Annotated in this window: 20 protein-coding genes and 1 other RNA gene; 7 read left to right on the plus strand and 14 right to left on the minus strand. The window is 43.0% G+C overall.

Annotated elements, in window-relative coordinates:
* Positions 1-2: 2 nt before the first annotated feature.
* The 8 genes from IPM71_14845 to IPM71_14880 form a co-directional block, all read right to left on the minus strand.
* Positions 3-1,802: an ATPase gene (locus tag IPM71_14845; GenBank protein QQS50842.1), complete on the minus strand. Its 1,800-nt coding sequence runs from the start codon at positions 1,800-1,802 to the stop codon at positions 3-5.
* Between the two features lie 118 nt (positions 1,803-1,920).
* Positions 1,921-2,544: a rhodanese-like domain-containing protein gene (locus IPM71_14850; protein QQS50843.1), complete on the minus strand. Its 624-nt coding sequence runs from the start codon at positions 2,542-2,544 to the stop codon at positions 1,921-1,923.
* 56 nt (positions 2,545-2,600) lie between these two features.
* Entirely contained in the window at positions 2,601-3,191 is a 591-nt protein-coding gene (locus IPM71_14855; GenBank protein ID QQS50844.1) for a YeeE/YedE family protein, read from the minus strand.
* Positions 3,192-3,237: 46 nt separating this feature from the next.
* Complete coding sequence (locus tag IPM71_14860; protein ID QQS50845.1) at positions 3,238-3,765, minus strand: YeeE/YedE family protein; 528 nt, start codon at positions 3,763-3,765, stop codon at positions 3,238-3,240.
* Positions 3,766-3,799: 34 nt separating this feature from the next.
* Positions 3,800-4,741, minus strand: coding sequence for a polysulfide reductase NrfD (gene nrfD, locus IPM71_14865; protein ID QQS50846.1), 942 nt, complete (start codon positions 4,739-4,741; stop codon positions 3,800-3,802).
* Between the two features lie 64 nt (positions 4,742-4,805).
* A complete protein-coding gene (locus IPM71_14870) occupies positions 4,806-5,339 on the minus strand; it encodes a 4Fe-4S dicluster domain-containing protein (protein ID QQS50847.1) in 534 nt (177 codons plus the stop codon).
* Positions 5,336-7,576, minus strand: a complete 2,241-nt coding sequence (locus IPM71_14875) for a molybdopterin-dependent oxidoreductase (GenBank protein QQS50848.1) — start codon at positions 7,574-7,576, stop codon at positions 5,336-5,338. The genes IPM71_14870 and IPM71_14875 overlap by 4 nt, the downstream gene beginning before the upstream one ends.
* A gap of 290 nt (positions 7,577-7,866) precedes the next feature.
* A complete protein-coding gene (locus IPM71_14880) occupies positions 7,867-8,895 on the minus strand; it encodes a DUF2027 domain-containing protein (protein ID QQS50849.1) in 1,029 nt (342 codons plus the stop codon).
* A 168-nt stretch (positions 8,896-9,063) separates the two neighbouring features.
* Here IPM71_14880 and IPM71_14885 point away from each other — a divergent pair, with 168 nt between their 5' ends.
* Positions 9,064-10,302 carry an S-adenosylmethionine:tRNA ribosyltransferase-isomerase gene (locus IPM71_14885; protein QQS50850.1) on the plus strand — a complete coding sequence of 413 codons (1,239 nt, stop codon included), beginning with the start codon at positions 9,064-9,066 and terminating at the stop codon, positions 10,300-10,302.
* A 78-nt stretch (positions 10,303-10,380) separates the two neighbouring features.
* Positions 10,381-11,070, plus strand: coding sequence for an SOS response-associated peptidase (locus tag IPM71_14890; protein QQS50851.1), 690 nt, complete (start codon positions 10,381-10,383; stop codon positions 11,068-11,070).
* 69 nt (positions 11,071-11,139) lie between these two features.
* Here IPM71_14890 and IPM71_14895 read toward each other — a convergent pair whose 3' ends face one another.
* From IPM71_14895 to IPM71_14920, 6 genes are all read right to left on the minus strand, one after another.
* Positions 11,140-11,646, minus strand: coding sequence for a flavodoxin (locus IPM71_14895; protein ID QQS50852.1), 507 nt, complete (start codon positions 11,644-11,646; stop codon positions 11,140-11,142).
* Between the two features lie 70 nt (positions 11,647-11,716).
* Entirely contained in the window at positions 11,717-13,774 is a 2,058-nt protein-coding gene (locus IPM71_14900; protein ID QQS50853.1) for a 2-oxoisovalerate dehydrogenase, read from the minus strand.
* Positions 13,775-13,863: 89 nt separating this feature from the next.
* The gene (locus IPM71_14905; GenBank protein QQS50854.1) at positions 13,864-15,150 is read right to left on the minus strand and encodes a 2-oxo acid dehydrogenase subunit E2; all 1,287 of its coding nucleotides are present in this window, start codon (positions 15,148-15,150) and stop codon (positions 13,864-13,866) included.
* A 189-nt stretch (positions 15,151-15,339) separates the two neighbouring features.
* The gene (locus IPM71_14910; protein QQS50855.1) at positions 15,340-17,916 is read right to left on the minus strand and encodes a T9SS type A sorting domain-containing protein; all 2,577 of its coding nucleotides are present in this window, start codon (positions 17,914-17,916) and stop codon (positions 15,340-15,342) included.
* 80 nt (positions 17,917-17,996) lie between these two features.
* A complete protein-coding gene (locus tag IPM71_14915; protein ID QQS52853.1) occupies positions 17,997-19,436 on the minus strand; it encodes a TrkH family potassium uptake protein in 1,440 nt (479 codons plus the stop codon).
* A 67-nt stretch (positions 19,437-19,503) separates the two neighbouring features.
* Positions 19,504-22,794 (minus strand): SpoIIE family protein phosphatase, encoded by a 3,291-nt coding sequence (locus tag IPM71_14920; GenBank protein QQS50856.1) that lies wholly within the window; start codon positions 22,792-22,794, stop codon positions 19,504-19,506.
* Between the two features lie 124 nt (positions 22,795-22,918).
* Between IPM71_14920 and IPM71_14925 the strand changes: the two genes are divergently transcribed.
* The 5 genes from IPM71_14925 to rnpB all read left to right on the plus strand — a co-directional run bounded on the left by IPM71_14925 (position 22,919) and on the right by rnpB (position 26,182).
* Positions 22,919-23,479 carry a molybdenum cofactor guanylyltransferase gene (locus IPM71_14925; protein QQS50857.1) on the plus strand — a complete coding sequence of 187 codons (561 nt, stop codon included), beginning with the start codon at positions 22,919-22,921 and terminating at the stop codon, positions 23,477-23,479.
* Complete coding sequence (locus IPM71_14930; protein ID QQS50858.1) at positions 23,469-24,023, plus strand: hypothetical protein; 555 nt, start codon at positions 23,469-23,471, stop codon at positions 24,021-24,023. The genes IPM71_14925 and IPM71_14930 overlap by 11 nt, the downstream gene beginning before the upstream one ends.
* A gap of 30 nt (positions 24,024-24,053) precedes the next feature.
* Positions 24,054-25,226: a molybdopterin molybdotransferase MoeA gene (locus IPM71_14935; GenBank protein ID QQS50859.1), complete on the plus strand. Its 1,173-nt coding sequence runs from the start codon at positions 24,054-24,056 to the stop codon at positions 25,224-25,226.
* A 16-nt stretch (positions 25,227-25,242) separates the two neighbouring features.
* Positions 25,243-25,698, plus strand: coding sequence for a cyclic pyranopterin monophosphate synthase MoaC (gene moaC, locus IPM71_14940; protein QQS50860.1), 456 nt, complete (start codon positions 25,243-25,245; stop codon positions 25,696-25,698).
* 88 nt (positions 25,699-25,786) lie between these two features.
* Positions 25,787-26,182, plus strand: an RNA gene (rnpB, locus tag IPM71_14945) — RNase P RNA component class A.
* Positions 26,183-26,258: the final 76 nt, after the last annotated feature.

The following is a 26,258-nucleotide window of genomic DNA, read 5'->3' on the forward strand; positions in this document are numbered from 1 at the left end:
TTTTAAATAATAACAACGTTCTCCTTCGGATAGCGATACACCGAAGTGCTTTTTCTGCGGAATACTGCAAAGAGCAATGTCAAAATCCCCATCCTTCCGCCATACATTAATCCGACCAATAGTAATTTCGAGGCATCGCTTAAAATTGGTGTAATGCCCATCGATAAACCAACAGTTCCAAAAGCCGATACGCACTCAAAAAGTATTTGGCGAACACCAAGATGGGGTTCCAGAAAAACCATAACCACCGATGAACAGCCTAAAATTATAATCGATAAGATAACTATAGCAAACGAGCGGTCTACCGAACGCTCATGTATTTCGCGCTGATGCATTTCGATATGGTTTTTCATGCGTGCAATTCGAAATGTATTCATTATCGCTATTGCAAAAGTGGTTGTTTTTATACCACCTCCGGTTGATACCGGTGAAGCACCCACCCACATTAAAAATATGGTGAGGGCTATGGTGACACTGGTAATTCCACCATAATCGATCGCATTAAAACCGGCAGTACGGGGAGTTACGCTTCCAAATACCGAATGCGCTATTTTTAATGGAATACTATAATCTGCAAGGCTGTTATTTTGTTCGAATAAATAGAATAAAACAGCCCCAACTAAGATTAAAAAGATAGTAGTTAGAACTACAATCCGTGTGTTAAGGTTAATTATTTGAGGTACTATCACTGCGTTACTTTTACGACCAAAGAAAAGACTAATGCGGTTGATTTTTATTTTCAGAAAAGTATACACATTCAGCAAAATGGGAAATCCAATTCCCCCCAGAACAATTAAACCCGAAATCGTGTAAAGTAGAAAGGCTGAGTTTCTTGTGCTAATGTGGTAAAAGCCACCCTCGATCGTAGAGAAACCTGCATTACAAAAAGCCGAAATGGAATGAAAAACGGAAAGGTGTATACGTTTATCAATGGTGGGAAAGTATGTTGGGTCGAAACTAAAAAACAAAATGATACTTCCGATTAATTCTATAGACATTGTCATCACTACCACCTTCAGCAGGGTTTTGGCAATATCCGATACGTTCTCATCGCTTAAAAAGTCGCTTAACACAAACTTCTCAGAGAATGACGAGGTTGTGCCTTTAAAAAAGTAACCGAAGAAAAAGGTGAAGGTCATGATACCAATTCCACCAACCTGAATAAGTAAGAGAATTACACTTTTCCCAAGCAGTGTGAAAGTCTGGGGAGTATCCAACACATTCAGTCCGGTAACACAAACGGCACTGGTAGAAGTAAACAAGGCATCGACATAACTTATGGGTTGGATAGTGGCTTTTGGAAGCATAAGAAGAGCAGAACCGAGTAAAATGATAAAGGCAAAACTAAACATAAGCAACTGGGCAGGGTTTAACACCAGGCTTAGGCTTTTGATATCATAACGCGAGAGTTCAAATAAAAACAGTAAGAATACGATTAAAGCATAATAGTAGAAATTGTTCAACCATACGATATTTCTGTCGAGATTGAGGGTTATGGTAATAAAAATAATAAGTGCAAGAGACAAAAAGGTTACCAGGTCTACTGTATAACTTTTAAATCCTATACACATTAAAACCCTCAAAAGGTAAATAATACCAATGAGGGTAAACAAAACGCGGTACTGATTCTGGGCAAAAATTATTATTTTGTTCGACTGGATGTTATAGCCAATTTTATTAATTACCGCTGTGATGAGAAAGCCCAGCAGAATAAACATAAGGCTATTAAGAATAGGTCGGGCAACCCGAAGAACATATTTTGAACCTACTTTCGACCCAAAGAATGGTCTGTTGGTTTGCATATTTATAGCTTGAAAAGGCGGCTCAAAAGTAATTTATTCTCCGACACCTTATCAAATTCGTTCATTTTTTTTTGTGCGAATAGAATAATTTCTTTCCCGATTTATTTTTTCAGGTGAATTAGCAACCTCCCTGTGCTTTCTTCTTTTTCGGAGTGCTTTTTACCATTGGTTTAGGAGCAGCCGACGAAACTGAAGCTTCTGTCGATTCCAGCGATCCGCCTCCTAGCGATTGACTGGCTCCTTTTCTGAAATCGTACCGGGCAATTTCATCACTTGCCACTGTGCTTGGCGGAGCCTGAGGATTCAGGATGGTTTCTGCCCAGTAGTTTAACCCACCCTGAAGAACAAAATTATTTTCCCAACCCAACTGACGAAGTATCATCCAGGCTTTTACTGCATCGGTGGTACCATTGGAATAAAGTATATTTTGATAGACATCCTGGTCGAGGAAATCGCGATAGGTTTCCGATAGCAAATCGCTAAGAGGTATGTTGATGGCATTGGGCAAGGCATATTTGTCATAATCGTCAGGTGTGCGCACATCAATTAACCGAATGTTCGGATCCTTCTGAATGAGCAGTTGTGCTACCTCGTCGGGCGAATAAAACATTACGCTGTTGTTGGCTTCAGTTAATAACTCCTCGGCGGTGAGTTTGTATTTCAGGGTTGTATTTTGTGGTATAGCAGCCAATATAAAACCTAAGCCCAAAAATACGATGGATATTATGATGCGTGTTTTCATTTTTTTTCAAGATTATGAATAGCTTCTATTTCAATAAAATTTTGATTTTATCAGTACTAATACTCCGGCTGAGGGAATTTTTTTTCTGCCCATTCGCCCACGTAAAACATTCCGAGTGCTGCTGCAATCATAAGCAGGGTAAACACTCCATCGGATATACCCATTACGGTGCTTAGTTTTGGATATCCCTGAAAGCCATCCATAAAGAGTTTTTCCCACATAGGGTAACCTTCGCCAAAGACAAAAACCCCAATAAACAGCCCGGCAATAAATACCATGGCATCAATTTTTCCAATGGAAGCACCGCAAAAGCTGGTTCCCGGGCAAAAGCCCCCCATGATAAATCCAAGGCCCATTACAACACCGCCTAATATGGCCGAATGCATGTAGGTAGGGTTTACATACACCATCGCTAAATCGACCCAACCGAAAAGGCTAAAGAAAAGAAGCCCGGAGGCAGCCGTGATGGCTCCGGTAAAAAACACTTTCAACACAACGGTATCGTATCCGTAAAAAACACCGGCAAGTTTACGGCTCGATGAAAAGCCGGAACTTTCCAGTACAAACCCAAATCCAATTCCGATTACAAATGCAAGCAGCATGTTGGTATTGGCAGAAATTATTTCGTATGGTGCTAATGGTCCCATTTTTTTATTTTTTTATTTGTTTACTTAAAGTTTTCTAGCCTATTAATTATTGAATCCAGTTTTTGCGGAAGAAATAGGCAAACAGAAAGGCTGTACCAAAGATACCCGCCATAGTAATTATGCCGCCCATGGATAGCACTGCCATGCCGCTCAATGCCGAGCCGCTGGTGCATCCTCTTCCCAGCTGCGAACCAAAACCAAATAAAATGCCTCCGGCCAGAGCAAAAATCAGCCTTCTTTTAGAGGTGATGCGTGGAGAATGTTCGGTTTTTAATTTCAACCTTCCGGCCAGTGCGCCAGAGAAGAATCCTCCAACTATTACTCCCATCATTTCAAAAACAAGCCAGTTGTTCAATGGGCTTTTTCCTTTTTCGTGACTGGCTTCAAACTCCTGGTAATAGGTGCTATTTGCATAATGTGTTGGGGCAGTTTCTTTAACAGCAGCCACCACTGTACTTTTAATGGCACCGCTGGCACCCAGTCCGCGCCCGGCAATGAAATTGGCCGCGAGCAGAATAAGCCCCAGCAAAACACCGCCGATATAGGGGTTGAGGTACTTGGTTTTTGTTGTCATAATATATCTGTTTTTATCTGTTTTATTCAATTTATTAATACAACCATCGACTAGCTTGGCCGGCATTGGCAATTATAAACCGGAGCATAATACCACCAAAAAGTACCAGCGACCCGGAGATGTAGACAGGTATATGGTATTTTCTAAGTTCCAATATTTCAAGAATAGCAGGTATTACCAAACCAAAACCTACTACAAAAATCCAGAAGGGAGCGGTATACTCACCCCCAAGGAAAAGGCTGGCTGCATCGATCTGAACTTGTGTGCTTGCCAGAAAACCCATAAACATGTGTACAATTAAAAAGAGCTCCACGGCAATTAGCATCAAGTCAATTTTGGCAAATCTTTTTCTTTCTGTTTCACTTTTACTAAGGAGCATAATGGCTGCAGCACCTGTGGATAATCCAGATGCCAGAAAGAGTGGCCCGAGAATGGAAGTATTCCATAGCGGCCTGGCATTAAAAGCAGAAAATAAGATACCGGTGTATACACCTAAAATCACTGAGAACACCAGTATAAACCAGGCAATTTCCAGTATGTATTTTTTCAGAATGGATTCCAGATCATCAAACATTTTATGGGGCCATTTCCATTTCGGAAACACTTCCTTTACATGCAAGGCTGCCCAAATAAAAGAAAGAGGGGTCACTGCCATCAGCGTCCATGCTCCCCAGGACATAGGCGATTGCAGTTTGATGGTGGTATACAATCGCCAGAAATACAATTTGTGTTTCAGGTCCAGAAAAAGCGCGAATAATCCAAGAATGAGCAGGAAAGGCACTATCATGGGGGCTATTTTTACAGCACTTGGGTACTCGTTTTCTTTACCAAGAATTTTGAAGAGTGCGGCAAAGAATAGCACACCTGCTGCCAATCCGCCAAGAAAGAGGTACAGGGGTATTTGCCAATGCCAAATATGCAACACCGGATCGATCAGGTAATTGTTACGGCCGCTTATGATTAATTCTTCTCTCATGATAGTAATTGCTTATAGGCTGATAAAGTTTTGATCTGTCATTACTTTCTTTCTTACAATACTTTTAAATCAGAAAATACAGTTCGGGTTGCGTTCCTGCCTCAGGAATCAGTGTTTTATATTTTCTTTTTTTCAGAACTACCGATACCGGGCTTTTAGGATCATCCAGATCGCCAAAATACATGCATTTAGTGGGGCACACGGCTACGCATGCCGGATCCTGGCCCTTTTTTACACGGTGTATGCAGAAAGTACACTTATCGACATAACCATCGGGGTGCGAATAGCGTGCATCGTAGGGACATGAGGCAATACAGGCTCCACAGCCTATACATTTTTCGGAATTGACCAGTACAATACCTCCATCGCTGTAGTGACTTGCACCTGTTGGGCAACAGCGCACGCAGGGCGAATTGTTGCAGTGGTTGCACCGTTCGCTTCTGATTTCAATTTCGAGTTGTGGATAGGTACCGTCGGTAACCTCCACCACCCAGTCGCGGCAAAATCCTATGGGTACATTGTTTTCGGTTTGGCAGGCCACTACGCAATCGCTGCAGCCTACACATTTTTTGGTATCGACGGCCATGGCATACCTCATCGTTGTACCTCCTCTGCTTTAGGTTCGCTGGTTAAAAAAGTAACAAAGTTTCCTCTCATGCCGGTGCCCCCCATTACCGGATCGACATGCACACGGGTAATCAGTTTCGAATCGCTGGCCCCTTTTCCAAAGCAGCGTGTAAGTCGCTTGTCTTCGTGGCCGAAACCATGCACCATGTAAACTGAGTCCCATCGTATGCGTTCGGTAATTCTCACTTTTATCGGAAACCTGGAGGTTGCCCCATCCTGGTTTCGCAGCCATACAGGTTGTTCGTTCGAAAGGCCCCATTCCCGCGCTACTCTGGGATTTACCCAAAGCATGTTTTCGTCCATTAAATCGGTGAGGTTTGGGTTGTTGGCCGTGCGGCTGAATGTATGCGCCGGCCCCCTGCCATAATTTAACCTGTAATAACCTTCAGGAGGTTCGGGATGTGGGGTATATTTTGGTATTGGATCAAAACCTGCATTTTCGAATTCGGTGCTGTATAACTCAATTTTTCCTGTATTGGTCGGAAATTCTATCTCTTCATCAGGGGCAAAATAGAGGTCGTCGTACTCTCGCTCAAATGTTTTTATTCCTTCTTTCTGCATTTCGGCCAGCGAAAGTCCTACTTGTTTGAGTTGCCAATCGAGTTCATCTTCCATTTTCTCGAACGGAAACCATGCAGCCAGGTTCAGCTTAATGGCCAGTTCGCGTGCCATCCAATAGGCTGGTTTCGAATCGTATTGTGGTTCCATGGCGGGCATGCGCAAGGCCAATTGTCCTTTCCGGTGCGGGTTTTCGCGGATGGAGTCGTAGCGTTCGAGGTATGTGCATTCCGGTAGCACCACATCGGCCCATCCTGTAATTTCCATGGGCATGGTATCGATGGCTACCAGCAGGTCGAGGTTTTGTATGGCTTGAATGGTATTCGCCTGGTTCGGTAGGGTTTCAATCAGGTTGGTGCCAAGCACAATCCAGGCCTTAAAGGAACAACTGCGTCCGTGGGCCGGGATGGTGGCATCGCAGATACCCGAAGCAAGTGCCAGACCTGCCAGCGGAAACAAACCGGGGTAAGCATCCTGCCATGTTCTGGTGGGTTTTGGATAGGGTGGGAAAGGGTATGAGGGTAACTTTTTTTCTGCAGGCCTGTAAAAGCCTCCACGACGGCCCCAACTTCCCAGAATGGCATTTAAAATGGCCACCGCTCTTAATCGCTGAGAGTCGTCGCCATACCAGGTAACGTGCCGGCCGGGATGAATGATAACTGCCGGTGAGGCATTGGCCATTTCCCTCGCGGTTTCACGTATCACGGCAGGTTCAATGGTGGTAATGCCATGTGCCCATTCGGGTGTCATGGTTTTTACGTGTTCGCGAAGCTGTTCAAAACCATAGGTATATTTCTCGACATAGGCTTTGTCGTACCAACCTTCTTCGATTATTACATGAATCCAGGCAAGTAGGAGAGCCAGGTCGGTAGCTGGTTTAATGGGTAACCAGAATTTCGATTTACTTGCAGCAGTTGAAAAACGCGGGTCGACAGTAATAATCGAAGCGCCTTTATCAATGGCGTCAGACATTTCCTGAACCTGCCCGTTGTGCATGTTCTCGCCAATGTGCGAACCAATAAGTACCAGGCAGCGGGTATCGCGGATATCAGTACGTTCAGGTGATTCCACCCCTTCGCCAAAGGTTGCTAAAAAGGCTACCTCTCTGGGTCCACGGCATTGTGCATACGAAGGCGCTGTGATGTTTGGTGATCCGAAGGCTTTCAGCAAACGCGAAAAATAGGCGCCTCCCGATCCGTGGTTAAAAAGTGCTACGCATTCTGGTCCATGCTCTTTGGCTATTGCCTGCATTTTATCGGCAATGTATTGCAATGCCTCGTCCCAACTCACTTCTTTGAAGGTTTGCTGACCCCGCTCACCCACTCGTAATAATGGTTTCTTTAAACGGTCGGTATCGTAATACATTCCTACTCCACCGGTTCCACGGGGGCATAATCTTCCGTTGCAATGCAGGTCGTCGTCGTTGCCTATTATTTTTTGTATTTGCCCTTGATCATTTTTGTATACCCAGCCGGCACATTTCCAGAAACATACTTCGCAATAGGTAGGTGTGCGTCTTAAGCTCCCCAGATCCAGACGATCGTTGTTCAGAAAGGTTTGAGAAAATGCCTGGTAGGCTGCATTACTGCCAAGCACCACACCGCCTAGACCGAGGCCGGAAATCCTTATAAAATCTCTCCTGGATGCCATGTAAAAATATTTTTGTAGTGAAGTATATAGATATCTATATACAATTAGTCAAATATACGTATTTGAATTAATGCTTGTTATGGGTTTTTGTCAGAAAGGAAGATAGTAACTATCTAGTACATTATCAATACAATAAATACTTTTTGAAGATTGTTATATGAAATAAAACCAGTTCTAAAATTCAGTAAATCAGATAGAAAGATTTGTTATATAGAATTAGTATAAATTACAGGCAAACACCTGAAATTGTTTTTTGTGTTAAGTAATTGATAAGCAATAACATAAAATATTTATTTTAAACTAACCATCGTGGCACCATATCCATATTCTTTGAAGGAGGCATCCTGGTATTTCAATTGAGGGTATTTACGGTCGAGCTTTTTGCGAAGTTCAAGTTTGAGTATTCCATTGCCTACTCCGTGTATAAATACAATACGTTTTGAATTCGAGCGCACGGCAGTTTCGAGGGCTGTTTCAAAGCGTGCAAGCTGAATTTCTATTATCTCACTGTTCGAAAGGCCGGCATGGCTTTCTGTTATTTCTTCGATGTGTAAATCGACTTCGATTAATTCTGATTGTAAAGGCTTTTCGACAGGCACCGGTTTAGGGTCTTTCACTTGTTTTACTTTGAGCAGGTCATTTTTGCTCAGATTTTTAACAGCCTCGGCCATATCGAGGTTTTCTTTCATGAAAAGCACTGCTTTTTCATTGAAATAGTCGTTCTCCGAGAACTCTGCTGCTTTGTAGAAACTCAATGACTCAAGCGAATGGGTGGCATCCAGCGCAGGTTGTGGATTGTAAAGGCCTTCTTTATAAAAATGGCCCTGGATGCGTAGTTTTTTTATTTTTCCAATGGCAGTCTGACTGTATTTTTTAATCAGTGCTTTGCTGTCTGCTTCGATGCGTCCGGTTTTTATCAACTCGAAAACACTGCCTTCGGTTTGGGCTACCTGAAATTGCAAACTATAGGTGCTGTTGTTCACCAGGTACAGTAAAAAGTCACTTACATGCAGCAAACGCTCATTTTCGGGAATGATTGCCAAAAAAGCCTGACCATCGAAACTTTGATGCCGATAGGCTTCAGGTTTTATTTGCGGTTTTAAGTTTGCAGGCGTTGGAGTTTCAATGGGACGAACCTCTGCACTTCCTACTCCATCGTAAGTTGAATTCTGGTCGGGTAGTAGTTCGGTCAAAGGAACTGGAATTTCAAAACCATCGTCGGTTTGAACTTCTGCCGTATGGCTATCGATCATCGATATGATCGTTCCTCCACCTATGTCGTTCAGAAACCGAACTTTGCTGCCAATTGTTAGTGCCATTTTTTTAATGTTTTATATTTCTTTTCTCTAAACACAATTTATTGCAAGTTCTAAGTTTTTTTTTCAATAGTCTATTGCAGGTATTGAGTTATAGCGAGCCATCTGAATTGCCAATTTGCAACAAAGGTTTTTGTGCCGAGAACTTGTAGCGTATAAAATTAACTATTTTTGCCGCATCATAAATTAAAACTTAGTGTGAAGCCTTTAGCTATTTCGGAATACGACTACGAACTGCTTGAACATAGGATAGCTAGGTATCCTTTGGAAAACAGAGAGGGTTCGAGGTTAATAATCGTTAAGCCTGGATTGGTTCTGGAGGAGAAAGGTTTTGCTGATATTTCTTCCGAAATTCCGCCAGGTAGTTTGGTTGTGACCAATAATACACGTGTTATTCATGCCAGGCTTGCATTTACCAAACCAACTGGTGCTGCCATAGAAATATTTTGCCTGAGTCCCGTTGACCCGGACGATTACCAGTTGACTTTTAGTGCCCGTAAATGCTGCATTTGGAGCTGTCTGGTTGGTAACTTGAAAAAATGGAAAGAAGGATGCCTGGAGCAAAGTGTGATAGTATCTAATTTATCGGTGAAGCTGGTAGCCTTTCAAAAGGGCATTGATAACCAGGGAAACCCTATAGTTCAATTTAGCTGGGACAAAGACATCACATTTGGCGAAATTCTGGAAGTGGCAGGAAAAATGCCAATACCTCCCTATTTGTGCCGCGACACAGAAACAATCGACCATATCCGCTATCAGACAGTCTATGGTAAAGCCAGCGGGTCGGTTGCAGCACCTACCGCCGGATTGCATTTTACAAAGGATATTCTTGATGAATTGAGTCGCAAAGGGGTTACTTTGGCTGAGCTCACTCTGCATGTGGGAGCAGGTACCTTTCAGCCGGTAAAAACCACCAATGCATTGGACCATGCCATGCACGGCGAACAGATTATTGTATCGAAAAAAATACTGGACTCCCTGGCAGGGCATTCCGGACCGGTTATTGCCACCGGAACCACCAGCCTTCGCAGCCTCGAAAGCATATATTGGCTTGGTGTGAAAATTATAAAAAATCAAAATCCGGCTTCGCTCGAACAATGGTACTGGCGCGAAAATTCGTTTGATATTAGCCGTCAGGAAAGTATTCGGGCAATTAGTGAATATCTTGAAAGAGAAAAACAGGATTTCCTTACTTCTACTACCCAAATTATGGTGGTGCCCGGATACAGATTTAGAATGGCCGATGCGCTGATTACAAATTTTCATCAGCCAAAAAGTACCTTACTTTTGTTAATTGCTGCATTTATTGGTGAACGATGGAAAGAAGTATACCGGTATGCCCTTGCACACAATTTTAGGTTTTTAAGCTATGGCGACAGCTCGTTGCTCTGGTTGCACCATGAAATATAGAACGAGTAAGGATTTATTCTTGAATTGTGCCTGATTTTTTCGAAATTTAATTTTTAGTGAACCTTCATTTTAAACAAGGTGTGTTATACCATCGAAAAAAATCTTACCCGCGAGCAGCTGGAACTGCGATTCGGAGCAGCTTTTAAGCATAACAGGCCTTATTCGCCCGGCAAGAGGGTGTCGGGTTTTTCCCTTCCCGAAGTGCCCGTGATCAAGCTTGAATCGCCCGAAAGCATCGATGCCATCAGCTGGGGTTTAATTCCCTTTTGGGTGAAAAATTCACAGCAAGCTGCCGATATTCGCACCAAAACACTGAATGCCAAGGCTGAAACACTGCTTGAAAAACCCTCTTTCCGACATACACTCAAAAGTCAACGATGCCTTTTATTGACCAATGGATTTTACGAATGGCAGCATTTGGGCAAAATAAAAATTCCCTATTTTATAAGTTTAAAGGATGATATTGCCATGCCCATGGCCGGACTTTACGATTACTGGACCAACAACAATACCGGCGAGGTGGTCGAAAGCTTTACTATTGTTACTACAGCGGCCAATGCTTTGATGGAGAAAATACACAATTCCAAAAAACGCATGCCTGTAATTTTTACGAAAGAAACTGAGAAGATCTGGATCGATCCGGATTTGAGCACCGAGAGGGCCCTTTCACTTTTAGTGCCGCTTAAAGATGATTTACTGTTTGCAGAACGGGTTGATGATTCCGGTTCGGATCTGTCCGGTAAGGTTATGCAAAAAAACCTGTTTTAAACCATATGGCTTATAACAGGCTTTAGGGCATTAATTAGAAAAGCTTATATTGTGTGGTGTAACAATTTTCTACTGAAATTCTTTCTTTAACTGTTCGCACCACTTAGTAATGCGCTGGTTGTTGAGTTTAGCCTGGTTTTCGAAATCAATGGCCAATCCACTAAAATGTTCACCCCGTTCGGCTTTTGAGCTCTCGTAGGAATAGCCTTCGCGCGAAGTGAAGCCGACTAAAGTGGCACCTAAGTTTTCTACCAAATTTGCCATTATGCCTACTGCGTCGCAGAAGTTTTCTGGATAGCCTTTTTGATCGCCGTTGCCATAAATAGCAATCTTCTTTCCTTTTAATTTTAACTCTTCGAGTTCGGGAACAAATTCATCCCAGTAATTTGGAAGTTCTCCATCGAACCATGTTGGACAGCCAAGAATTAAGTTATCGAAAGAGGCAAATACCTTTCCGGTAATTTCTTCGGCATTCACCGCTTCAATTTCCTTGTCTTCGAAATTCTCAAGTATCTTTTTTGCTACCAATGCTGTTTTGTTGGTATTGTAACTATATATCAAACCTATTTTCTTCATAATACTTACATTAATCAATTTAGGCAGAAGTAGTTATATTTTAAACTTTCTTCTTGTTCTGCCTGTGTATTTAGTATTTCAAAATATCAAGCATTCCTTTTTCTATTTTTTCCATGCTGGGGAGTATGGATTTTTCCAGTATGCGGTTAAAACCTACGGGTGTAAATGTGGAGCCTATCCGGCGTACTGGGCCATCGAGGTATTCAAAGGCTTTTTCGGTGATTTGTGCCGCAATTTCGCCACCAAAACCTCCAAACACTTTGTCCTCGTGTACAACAAGGGCTTTGCCAGTTTTACGAACCGATGCCAGAATGGCTTCCTCATCGAGGGGAAGGAGCGAACGTAAATCGATTACCTCAATACTCGCACCTGTATCTTTGGCAATTTTTTCGGCTGCCTGCACACACATGTGGGTTGTATTTCCGTATGTAAATACACTTAGATCAGAACCTACCAGGCGTACTCGGGCTTTTCCAAAAGGAACCTCAAAATCGTCCGGAACCGGAGCTGAAGCCACCGGGGCATTGTATAAGAATTTCGGTTCCATGAAAACGGTCATACCTTCCGAGCGCATGGCGGTACGGAGCAATCCTGCGGCATCATCGGCATAGGAGGGATAAACTACCCTTGTACCCGGGAAGGTAGTGAGTGAACCTTCGATGTTTTGTGAGTGGTACAAACCGCCTCCAATGTATCCACCAGAGGCCAGACGCACTACAATGTTAGGAGAAAACTGGCCTTTCGACCTCCAGTATTCGTGCGTTGTTTCTACAAACTGTTCCATGGCTGGCCAGAAATAGTCGGCAAACTCAGCACCTTCAACCACGATGCGTATTTTTTTATCGAAGCGGGAAAGTCCATTGGCGGTACCCATGATAAAATCTTCGGCAATAGGGGCGTTAAAAACCCGTTCGATGCCAAACTCCTGCTGCATACCTTTGGATACATTAAAAATACCGCCTTTTTCTTTATGGGCTATGTCCTGCCCCCAGATAAAGGTGTCGGGGTTATGCCTGAATTCGGCTTTAAGGGTTTCGTTAATACCTTCAATAAGTTTTTTCTCAGGACCTTTATAATCGTGGAGACCTTCGGGATATTTTTCCGATACATATTCTTTACCGATTACAAAATCGAAGATGGAAGCTGGATCAGGGTCTGGAGCAGCAAGGGCTTTTTTATGGGCAGCTTTAACTTCCTCTTTGATACGGGCATCTATCTGAGCCAATTCTTCGGTCGTGAGACGATTGTAACGCACCAACAGGCGTGCAAATTTTCCAAGTGGGTCGTATTCGCGCACATAATTTAGTTCGTTATCATCGCGGTACAACTCGTGGCGGTCGCTGTTGGAGTGTGAATGAATGCGCACGCAGTTGGCTTGCACGATTACAGGATTTTGATTTGAAATAGCCCATTCCTTGGCTTCAACCATGGCATTCATCGAATCGAATACGTCTTTTCCATTGCAATGAATGATACGAAGGTGTTTAAGTCCTGAGAAATTGTTGGCTACTTTTCTGTTGGCTGTCTGGTCTTTTTTTGGTACCGAAATTCCATAACCGTTATCCTGGAAGACAAAGATTACTGGTAGCTGTTCGTTCGAAGCGCCGTTGATGGCTTCGTACACATAGCCTTCAGAGACAGATGATTCGCCCTGTGAACTGATAGCAACGCCCTTTTTCTTGTATTTTTTTAGGCCCCTTCCTACACCCGCAGCATGAAGGGTATGGTTGCCTGTGCAGGACGAAACATTATGAATATTCCATTCGGGTTTGGCAAAGTGATTCGACATATGCCGACCTCCGCCAGCCACATCCGTATCTTTCGATATTCCATTGAAGATAATTTCTTCGGCAGTAAGCCCGGCTGATACATTGGTCACAAGGTCGCGGTAATATGGAAACAAATGATCAGTATTTTTATCGAATACTTGTCCAATGGCCAGCTGAATTGCATCGTGTCCGGCTGCCGCAGCATGATAAGACCAGCCAATGGCTTGTTTCAGGTAATTAGGGGCCCTGTCGTCTAGGGCACGGCCAAGGGCCAGAAGATAATACCACTTTTCGAGAATTTCCTTTGGGGTATTTTTTATAGTATATTTCTGTTTAACAGGTAATTCGGTAAATGCCATAATGCATGCTTTGTTGTTTATTTAGAATCGCTCTAAACTTAATTAAAAAAATGTTTTCCGGTTCATGGCTCCGGATTTTGTTTATAAACTTAAATGGTTCGTGCGGTATCAAACTGTTCAAGCAAATCGGCCAGGTATCGCAGATAACCTCCTGCCAGAGCCCCATCGATAACACGGTGGTCGTAGGTAAGGGCCAGAATCATCTTATGCCTGATGGCAATTACATCGCCGGTAGGTGTTTCAAGTACTGCTGGTTTCTTTTCGATATTTCCTGTAGCCAGAATGGCAACCTGGGGTTGATTTATGATGGGTGTGCCAGTGAGGTTACGGAAAGACCCAAAATTGGAAATGGTAAAGGTACCGCCGGCAATATCGTCGGGCGACAGGCTGTTGGTGCGGGCCTTATCTGCTAATGAGTTCATATCAATGGTAACACCCAAAAGGCTTTTCTGGTCGGCATTTTTAATTACCGGTACAATTAGGTTACCGGAAGGCAAAGAAACTGCAATACCTATGTTGATGTTTTTACGCAGGATCACTGAGTCGCCACTTACCGAGGCATTGACACCCGGATATTGCTTGAGGGCTTTGGCTACAGCCTCAATAAACACCGGCATGTAGGTAATATTTTGCCCTTCTCGTTTTTTAAAGCTGTCTTTTACCTGGTTGCGCCAGAAAACTAGCGGGGTTACATCCACCTCAATAAAATTGGTGACATGAGGCGATACCTGTTTCGACATCACCATATGATCGGCAATAAGCTTACGCATGCGGTCCATTTGTACGATGGTGTCGCCGGGACCTGCTGATACTGCCGGAGCTTTTATTGCCGGAGCGGTTCCTGAAGTTGAAGCAGTTGCTGTGGCTTTCACAGGTTCATTACCACGATTTTTAATGTAGTGAAGCACATCTTCTTTTTTCACTCTTCCGTGGTGCCCTGAGCCTTGTATCTGATCTAGTTCGTTTATCGGAATGTTCTCTTTGCTGGCTATGCTTTTTACAAGTGGTGAGTAAAATTTGTCGTTTTTACTAAAGTCGCCTTTTACAGCAAGGGGTTCAGCTTTCGCTTTGGCGGCTGGTTCAGGAGCTTTTTCAGCTTTTACGGTAGAAGCTTCAGCAGTAACAGAGGCAGTGCCATCGAGGTCAATCACTGCAATTACTTTACCTACCGGAACCAGTGCTCCTTCTTCGAACAATATTTTAACAATTACACCATCCACCGGGGAGGGTATTTCGGAATCGACCTTGTCGGTGGCAATTTCAAGAAGTACGTCTTCTTCTTCCACTTTATCGCCCGCTTTTTTAAACCACTTGGTGATGGTAGCTTCCTGAATGCTTTCTCCCATTTTGGGCATTACAATATCAAATGTAGCCATAGAATAGTGATACTTTTTTAACTGTTTTTTAACGAACACTCAATTAACAGCAGGTTTTGTGAAATGTTCATGTTTGTTTATTAGTTTCTAATATTTTTATCTTGTTGCCTGGTTCAAACTAGTACAATTTGTCTACGGCCATTTTAACCCAGGGGCTATTGATAAATTCTCTGTCATATTTATTTCTCCTTATTTTCCAGAAGGTGTGATGATAAATCGAATTGTTTCGGAGGATTGTTGTGTGCGCACACGGGCAAAATAGACTCCGGCCGGAAGCTCATCAATATAGATTGAAGTTTGTTCCGGTTTGAGGGTGAGCATTGTTCTGCCCTGCAGGTCGGTAACCATGACGCTTTGAATGAGCAAATTGTCATTAGTTTCAACCCACACTCCCTCATTGGATGGTACAGGATAAACCTTCGTCAGGCTTTCTAAAGGCTGCCTGGTGCCTGTTATCACAGGTATTTCGGGGTTAGTGGGTGTGATTGTTTCTTCGCCCACAAAATAATCCACATTGCTGATAAACTGGTTGCCGGTTATTTCGAGGTCATACAATTGTTCCACCGGAATGCCGGCAATTTCGATAAAAATGGTATAAGTACCATCTGGTACATTGTTAAAACTAAAATAGCCATTCTCGTCGGTAGTTGTTACCTCGATAATTTCGTAATCTGTGCTTTTCGTGGTTCTTGTAGATGCAAGCGAAGCTCGTCCACCCTTAGCTGGTTTTGCATTTATTGCTTTGAAGAGGTCGGATTCGTCTGCTTCTGTTACCAGGCCCTGAAAACCACCTTCTCCGGTCAAGGGAATATAGGAGGAAACTACAATGTTTTTAGGCGCATAGCGAATGGGTTCATTGATTAGGATTCGTTCACAATAATCCCAGTGTATGGGCGAAGGATAATATGCCGGAAGGTATGCAGTACCTGCATTGTCGGTGGCCAGAGCCATTAATATATAGCTGCCAAAAGGAATAACTGTGCTTTCGAAGCTACCATCGGCTTGAATGGGTATGCTATCGATTATGGGAGAACGGCTATTTTGTGTATTGCCATAAGCCACCACATATCCTCCGGCTGCAGGTACGCCATCTTCATCGGTCACCATTCCTGCTATGCTGGCATAGCGGGTATAACGGCCAAGATAAATTCCCTGGTTGAATTCGTTGCTTAGGCTAATACCGTCTATTTCGTTGTTGGCTCCATAAAAAGTGCCAGCTACCATTACATTGCCAAAAAGATCCTGGCTGATGTCGTTTAAATAGATGTAATCGGAATTGTTACCCTGTATGGCTTGCGAGAACTCGGGAATACCCTCGTGTGTAAGGCGGGAGAAGTAATAGCTGTTGTTATTGTTTGATGTTCCCATGTAGAAATCGCCAATGACAAAAGGATCGTAATAATATCCGCCAAATAGTATGCTGCCATCACTCCCGATGTTGGAGATTGAAAACTGATCGCTGGCTATCCCTCCGGCTGAAAAACTCCAACGGGTATTTCCACTTTCAGGGCTAAAACTGGCCATAAGCAGGTCGCTGCTTCCATTGGTTCCTCGGTTTACTTCCTGGCCAAGGGCGATGGAAGCGGTGAACTCATCGATAAAATAAATATTTCCTTCGGAGTCAGCCCCTATTTTTTGGTTGTTTTTTCTGTGCTGAGGAATCGATTCGTTGTATTGAGTTTCGATCGAACGCAGCCACCTGAATGCCTTTTGGCTGTTGAAACTGGCAACAAAGGCATCGTAGCTGCCAGGTCCGGAAGTAGAAAAACTTTGCTCTCCAACAAGCATTCCTTCACTGCTCGAATAACCCAAAACACTGATGTTTCCATCGTTATCGCAAACAATTTCATTCACCGCATCCGCATAGTTGCCCCTGAAATGAATGGCCCATTGCGCAATGCCGGAGGCAGAATATTGTGCAAGAAATCCGTCGGAAGTGCCTGATTGAAAAAGCGTATCGGTATTAAAAAGAAAATGCTTGTATCCATCGGTGTTTCCGCAAAGGAGCAGGTTACCCTCAGGGCTAAGGCACATGCTGCTAAGGTTAATATTTCCATTGTCCTGGTCGGGAATGTATTTGTTGGTGGAGGCCCAAAGTGCTTCTCCTTTGCTGTTATATGCTGCCAGAAACAGCTGTGCGTCGGTTACAGCACCTACTACCGCCCTGTTGTCAAAACGGGCTATGTCGCCCGTAAAATCGCCTGCAAGGTAAACATTGCCATCCTCATCCATAGCCATGTCTTTTATGCTTCCATAAGACGAAACGCCATCGAAATAGACTGGCTTTAACCACATTAGGAATCCGGTTTTACTGATCTTCGCAATATACCAGTTATCATAGGGCTTCTCGAGCGGAAGACTAATCGCATCGATGGTAATACTCTGCCCATAACTGGCTGTAAAGGCAAAGGCCATCTCCCCTTTGTTGTTGATACAACTTGAAGCAAAATTGATATAAGTGCTGTCGGTGTTGCTGCGTATGGAATTCAACCACACAGGTTTACCATTGGACATGGTTTTCATTACAAAATAACTATTTCCATAGCCACCCGAAGGTACAGGACCATTTACTGCTTTGTCGAAATAACTGAAATTGCTGGAAATGAAAGTGCCGGCTGAATAAGAGAAACCTGCGCTATCGGTAAGGTTCAGGCTTAGTTCAGCTGGCGAACCAGTGTAAATAAACTTGTACTGCATTTGGGCCTGAATAGGAGCAAAGAAAATCCCTAATATCAAAACAAGACCTATTGTAAAATTATTTTTCATAGTTGATAAGGTTTGTGGTAAACAATTTAAAGTTACAAAAGGAATTCAAGAAAATGGCCAAAAACAATTTTGTAATATAGCTATTTCCTCCAGAAATCTTTCGAAAACAATATCAGAAAAGCATAAATCTCGAGTCTTCCAAGTAACATAAAAAAAGATAAAATAAGCTTAGCACTTTGAGGTAAATGGGCAAAATTACTTGCTGGGCCAATAGTTCCAATACCAGGGCCTATGCCTGCCATGCATGTTGCAACTGAGCTAAAAGATGTTTTAATATCAATGCCCAGGGTTACTAAAATAACACCTCCAAATGTAAATAGGATAACATAAAGGGCTATGAATGATAAAACCGAGGCATTACTTTCATCAGAGATAGGTTTGTTATTGACTTTTATAGGTATTATGGCATTGGGAAACCTAAGTAGCTTGAAAATTCTATAGAGATTCTTAAGCAATATCAAATGACGTGTAATTTTTATGCCTCCGGAAGTTGATCCCATGCACCCTCCCAGAAACATAGAAAAAAATATAATTACCCATGCATATTGCGGCCATAGCAGGTAATCGGCTGTTGCAAACCCGGTACATGTAATAATGGAAATTACCTGGAAGAAACTTTCCCGGAAAGCTAGTTCAAAAGGTTTCTGCATCTGAAAAAACAAACCCAGGGTAATGATACCACCCACCAGTATTATTACAAGAATGTATAAGCGCAACTCTTCGTTCACTTTTACTTTTTGAAAGTTTCGACTTAACAAATAATAATGCATTACAAAGTTTATTCCCGAAAGAAACATAAAAATCATGATTACATACTGTATGTAATTCGAATACCCTGCGATACTTGTGTTTTTTGGTGAAAAACCACCTGTAGAGATGGTACCAAAAGCATGACAAATGCTATCGAAAATATCCATTCCGCCAAACAATAAAAGAAAGATCTCTGTCAGTGTTAAGATTAAATAGATAAAAAATAGTCGAATTCCTACTGACCTGATTTTAGGTTGAATTTTCTCTTGCAGCGAAGATTCAATGGTAAATAGCTGATAACTTCCTATTCGCAAGGTAGGCATGATAACAATGACCAGCACAATGATTCCGATACCTCCAATCCAATGGGTAAGGCTTCGCCAGAACAAGATAGATTTGGGAATTATTTCGATGTCTGCAAGTATAGATGATCCGGTAGTGGTAAAACCCGAAACTGACTCAAAAAAGGCATTCGTAAAGGAGGGTATAGATTGTGAAAACAAATAGGGCAGGGTACCAGAAAGACAAATACTAATCCAAGAGATTGCTACTGTTAGGTATGCGTCTTTTCGGCTGGTAGTATGGGCATTGATTTTTCTTTTTGTAATAATCCATAATATCAATCCCAGCAAAGAAGTAATTAAGGTTGAATAAATAAATGGGCTAGGACTTTCTTTCTGCCAAATGGCAACAGCAATGCAGCTCGTTAAAGCTCCTGCAGTTATAAAAAGGTTCCGACTTATAACCGTTAAAATATTATTAAGATTGATTATGCTCCACATACTCTGCTGATTGCCTATTGAATATACTACTTAAATGGTAAGGTTTAGAGTAAGCTTATGGTATTCGAATACCGATTACAAGCATATCGTCTACTTGTTCGTATTCCCCCATCCATTCCTGTATTTTTTCTTCCAGTATTTGTTTTTGTTCTGCCATGGGATGGGTACTAATCTCAACCAGTAAATCGCGGAATGCCCCTGATTTAAATTTTTTTCCTTCGGGCCCTCCAAACTGGTCGGCATAGCCATCGGAGAACAAGTAAAGGCAATCGCCCGAAACTACATCGAGGATGGTGGTGCTAAAGGAAGTCATTTCACCTGAATGAAGCCCGACGGGCATTTTATCGGCTTTTACTACTTCCGCTTCACCCTTTCGCACGATTATAAGCGGGTTGTAGGCACCCGAATATTGTAGTTTTTTGTTCTCAAAATCGATGATACACATAGCCACATCCATTCCATCGCGCGCCTCTTCGTCCTTGCGGGTGTGCGACAGGGTGCTGATGATGTGGTTTCGAAGTTGGTCGAGAATTTCTCCGGCTTTTAGGGTTTCCTGCCGGGTAGCAATTTCGTTGAGGGTAGAAACCCCCAACATACTCATAAATGCCCCTGGTACCCCATGTCCGGTACAATCTGCCGCAATTACAATGGCTTTGTGTTCTTTTTCTTGTATCCAGTAAAAATCGCCACTTACAATGTCGCGTGGTTTGTACAAAATAAAATAATCTTTCAGCAAGGGTCCAATGGTTTCATCCTTTGGCAGAATGGCCGATTGTATATGTTGTGCATAATGTATGCTATCGGTAATTTCTTTCTTCTGCTGCGAAATTTTATTGTGCTGCTCCTGTATCTGGTCCTTTTGTTTTTCAATTTCGAGGGTACGTTCCTTTACTTTTTGTTGAAGTATTTTTTTGTCGATGCGAAGCTTTCTTTCGCGTAAGAAGATAATCAAAAAAAGAAGCGATAAAAGGCTGCTAAATTCTATGATCCGGAACCACCACTTCTTCCAGAAGGGTGCCAATATCTCGAAACTGATCTCAGCAGGGGTCTCGTTCCACACTCCGTCGCAATTGGCTGCCATCACCTGAAAGGTGTATTTTCCATGAGGCAACTTTTGGTAAGGAATGGATTGAATGGCTGTGGTAGGTTCCGACCATTGTTCGTCGTAGCCCAGGAGTCTGTAACGATAGCTGTTTTTCTCCACAAGGGTATAGTGCAGACCCACATATTCGAAATACAAATTTTTCTTTCGGTGATGCAGGCGCAGGTCAGCGGGTAAAAGTGTAACAGAGTCTATTTGCGAATAGTAGGGGTCAATGGATGAAGTGTCGTTGTATAATTGTATGCTTCGAATGTACACCTTGGGCGGTGTTTCGTTCTTTAGGTCGTGTTCGTGCGAATATTTGATGATGCCATCGGCGGTGCCAAACCAGATGTTCCCCTGTTTGTCGCGAGCAATGGCTCCCAGGTTGTTTTCGATGGAAAGAAAGCCTTCTTTAAGGCCAAAGTGTTTAATTTCTTTGGTAACCGGATCGAGGCGGTCTACCCCTTGGTTATGGCCTATCCATATTTTCCCCTCCTTATCAGAAATAATTGATACGGTTGAGTTGGATTTTAAACCGTGCTTTGTAGAATAATTCCGTGTAGAAAACACATGTTTTTCGCTCAATACGGCCGAACAGACTCCCTTGTCGGTGGCTATCCAGGCAACCCCTTTGCGATCGAAAGTAATGTCGTTACAGAAGTTATTCGGTAGTCCATGAAAGGTAGTGAAGTTGTAAAATACAGAACCGCTGTAAACCGACAAGCCATAGGCGGTACCGCACCAGATGCGACCAGCACTGTCGATTTCGACCGAGTACATGTCGTTCGATATCAGGCCATCGTTGGAATTAAGGTAGGTTAGCTTGCCCGAAGGTATATGGTATGCCAGCAAACCATCGGTGCTTGCGCCATACACATAATCTTTGTAAACCTTAAGGTCGTATATATCTCTTGCTTTGGTTTTATCGATTGCTTCTTCAGGGAAATAGCCGGATGGGCTTTTTTTCAGACTAAGAAAATTATTGGTTCCAAGATAGACTTTGTCCTGATGGCTGATGATGGATTGAACTGCCGGTTTTTCCGGAAGTCCGTTTTCGTCAGAGAATTGCTGGCTTAATTCTGCATTGCGGAACAGGGTAAGACCACTGCCGGTTCCTGCCAGAATTGATTCATCGGGTGCGATATGCAGGGCGAGTATGTATTTATCGTCGTAAACAAAATCATCTCGGAATACTTCGAAAAATGCTTCGGAATATTTCGAAATGCCTCCTTCAGTTAAAATCCAGATATTGCCATAGCTGTCTTCGCTAATTTTAAATACATAAGGGTTTACAAGATTGTTCTCTATTGAGTAATTTTGAAAGGTTTGGCTGATCTTAACTACTCCGTTTTCAAGCGTTCTCGCCCAGATATTCCCCTGCGAATCTTTCAGCATCTGCCAGATCTGGTAATTTTTGGTTTGGCTGACATAACGTGGATATACTTTGTTGTTTTTAATGACATTAATTCCGCCATCATAGGTACCGACCAGCATTTCACCTGAGTCTGTTTCCATAAGGCAAAGGGCAATGTTGCTGGTGAGTCCGTTGGAGGTGTTGTAATGTACCAGATGTTCCTTGTCAAGCATAGAAACTCCTTTGCCTTCTGTGGCTATCCAGATACGATCTTGACTATCGGCATAAATATCTTGTACAAACATTTTTTCTAGGCCAAATGGAAAACTAGCATGTAAATTTCTATCGAATACAATAACACCGGAGCGGGTACCCAGCCATATATTTCCTTTCTTATCGATCAGATAAGAAATTACTATTTCAGTCTGTACCAGACTTTCAAATGGATTTATTACCAGGGTATCATTCTGAATAACCGATATGCCTCCATTAAAGCCACAGGCCCACACTCGGTTTTGGTTGTCCACAAAAATCAGGTCTATAGCACCAGGAACCAAGCCATCTGATTCATCGATTGTTTTTATTCCAAAATCATTAATAATCGATAAACCTCCGCTATTGTTTCCTGCCCAAATTTTGCCTTGTTGGTCCACTGCCAGGCATCGGGGAAAATTATCTATTAATCCATCTTCTGTAGTATAATTAACAAATTGGTAGCCATCGAATTTTGCCAGTCCGTTGGCTGTTGCCAGCCAGATATAGCCTTTGTGGTCCTCTACCATGTCACGCAGGTAATTCGAGGGCAATCCCTCGCGCACGGTGTAGTTTTTAAATGGAATAATCTGGCCCTGCAGGTTTGGTGCAATGCAAAATAAAAGTAGTAGTCCGATGGATAGGTGAAACCTCATGCAACTAAAGATAATGGAAATGCACCTAAGTACAAAAAAACTAGGAAGCAACTCTTCTTTTTCAGTCTTTTTATCACTTTTTCCGGGGCTGCCCACTTCACACAAAAAACCTTAACTTCATGCTATGGAAATTTTGGGTGTAATACTGGCCGGCGGCAAGAGTTCACGCATGGGCACCGACAAGGGACTCGTTGAATTCAGGGGGAAACCTTTGGTGAAATATGCTATTGATTTGTTACATCCCTTATGCGAAGAGATAGTCATTAGCACTACTAATGTTGATTACCTCCAGTTTGGTTACCAAACAATTGCCGACCTGGTTCCTTCCTGTGGCCCGATGGGAGGGATGTTTTCTGTGATGCACAGCCTACCTGCCAAAAGATATTTTTTTCTTTCGTGCGATGTGCCTCATCTGCCTTCGGCACTTGCGAAGGAGATTCTTCTCCATCAAGACAATGCTGAAATCATAGTGCCTGTTCATTCACAAAATCGCTGCGAACCCTTGTTTGGTCTGTATTCGAGGAGTGTATTGCCCAGTCTCGTAAGGCAAATAGAACAAGGAAATTACAAACTCCAGGATTTGTTGAAAACATGCAATACCTATTATTTCAATGTTCCCGAAAATTGGAATGCCAATCCATTGTACCTTTTTAAAAATGTAAATACACCCGACGATGTCGAATGAGTTGTTTTCTTTGCCCAATTTTCTTATGCTGGCAGGGCAGCAACAGAATGTAGGTAAAACCACCCTGGCCTGTAAAATTATTTCCGGTTTTAGCCGTCGGCATTCGCTTGTAGCTTTAAAAGTCAGTCCGCATATGCATACCAACACTGGTTCTGCCAAGTTATTGGAAGAGGGAATTGGTTTTCAGTTGTTTCGCGAAACAGAAACGGCCAGCAATAAAGATACCGCCCGCATGTTGATGGCAGGTGCCAGCGAGGCTTTCTTCCTGCAAGCACAAAAGAACGGTTTCCATAAAGGCCTAAATTCTTTCCTCGGGAGAATTGAACCCGGGGCTTTGGTAGTTTGCGAATCGGCCGGGGTGCGCGAATTCGTAAAACCGGGCTTATTTCTGGTACTTCGTCAGCTTAGCTGCAGAATTTGTTCGCTCGACGACGAGAAAATGTTCGCTCTTGCTGACAGAATTGTTACTTTTACAACCAATGGTTTCGACATGTCCATGGATGAATTACAGGTCCAAGAAGGTAAATGGTCGATGGTAAAATGAAACAGTGAAGATTTTTTTGGATAAGATTCTATGATATCACTCGAAGAGGCGCTTAAGATAATAGATGTGCTTCCTCCATTGGACACAACTGACAAGGTAAGACTTCATCAGGCTTTAGGCCGTATTCTTCTACAGGATGTGTATGCAGATGCCGATATGCCAGCTTTTGATAAATCGGCTATGGATGGTTATGCCTGTCGGCTCGAGGATATACACATGCCACTGAAAGTGATTGATTATGTACCTGCAGGTACGGTTTATGCCAGCATGGTTCAAAAAGGGCAATGTGTGCGTATTATGACAGGTGCCCCTGTGCCTGCCGGAGCCGATTGTGTACTCATGGTCGAACACACCCGGAATCTTGATGCACAAACCATAGAATTTACTGGTAAAAATACCAAATCGAATATCTGTTACCGGGGCGAAGACATCAAAGCGGGAGAGAAAATACTTGAAAGTGGTCATCGGCTGAATCCTGCATCGCTGGCAGCAGCTGCTTCTGTGGGTTTAACTTCACTTAAAGTAGCAAAAAGGCCGCGCGTAGCCATACTTGCCACTGGCGATGAGTTGGTGGAGGCGCATCAACAGCCTGATAAGGCTCAGATTCGCAATAGCAATGCCTATAATATTCAGGCGCAAGTGCTCAAAATTGAAATACAGGCTGAGTATTTAGGTATTGTGAGAGATACGGAAACGGCATTGGAGTTGGCCATTTCTAAAGCACTTAATACTTGCGATGTGCTTCTTTTAACTGGAGGGGTATCCATGGGCGATAAAGACTATGTGCCGCAGGTTCTCGAAAAGTTAGGTTTTCGTATTCTAGTAAATAAAATCGCCATTCAACCTGGTAAACCTATTGTATTTGCACAAAAAGACCATAAATATTGTTTTGGTTTATCGGGTAACCCGGTTTCATCATTTCTGCAATTCGAACTACTTGCAAAACCTTTGCTTTATCGTTTAATGGGTCATGCCTACGAGTTGCCCTGGGTAAAAATGACGTTGGATACCGCTGTAAGCAGAAAGAAAGCCGAGCGTCTGCAGTTTTTTCCGGTTCGTTTGTCAGAGGGTATGGCACAAGTGCTCGAATTTCATGGATCGGCACACATTGTAGCCCTGGCTCATGCCGATGGCTTTGGAACCTTTGCAATTGGACAGGAAATGATTGAACCTGGTGCTTATACATCTGTGCTTTTAATCTGAATTTACTTATAGGAGTATGAATAAAAATCTAAGTCATGTCGATGCATCCGGAAAAGCCAACATGGTGGATGTAGGGGAAAAAGACGTTCAGAAACGCACTGCCTGGGCCGAGGGAAAAATTAATTTAAAATCTGAAACCCTTAGCCTGATTGCAGAAAATTCCATCAAAAAGGGCGATGTGCTTACTGTTGCCCAAATAGCCGGCATACAAGCTGCCAAGCAGACTTCGGCTTTAATTCCTCTGTGTCATCCTCTTTTGTTGAGCCATATTGAAGTAAACCTGAAGGTGGAAAAAGATGGTGTGCAAGCTAATGCAATGGTCGTGTGCAAGGGTCAAACCGGAGTGGAAATGGAAGCACTTGTAGCAGTAAACATAGCCTTGTTAACCATTTATGACATGTGTAAAGCAGTCGACAAAGAAATCGAGATTGGACAAGTTCGTCTGGTAAATAAAATCAAAGAAAACATATAATTGAACAGTAACCGGCCTTCAGTTTAAACTCTGCATTCTTCTGTTTTCATTCTCTTGTATATTCATGAATTCTCGTAACTTTGAAGCCGCAGCAGGCCGTTCTGCCGCTTCGGCATGGCTATGGTTATGCCGGGGAGGAAAGTCCGGACAACAAAGGGCACCATACTCTTGAAAAAGAGGTGTTCGTGAGGGTACAGAAGCGGAGAAGAAAATAACTGCCGGCTATATTTTTACGGGATCGCGAGCCGATACCTGCAAAAAGGCCGGTGAGGGTGAGAAGGTGGGGTAAGAGCCCACCAGTTGTGGTGGCAACACTGCAAGCTGTCCGCCTTATGGGTTGCAAGATCATGTATATCCCGGTTTCAGGTTTCCTGAACCATTGCGGCCCGCGATGGATTCTCCGGGAGGGGTAGATCGCGCAGATAAATGGCAGAAATCCCGATTTATCGGGATACAGAATCCGGCTTACAGGCCCGCTGTTTTTTTTTAGTGAAACTCAAATTCCATGTTTTGCCTGCAAAACTTGGAATTTGTAAGTTGAACTAATCCTGTTAGCAGAG

The sequence above is a fragment of the Bacteroidota bacterium genome (assembly GCA_016699695.1).
GTDB lineage: Bacteria > Bacteroidota > Bacteroidia > Bacteroidales > UBA10428 > UBA10428.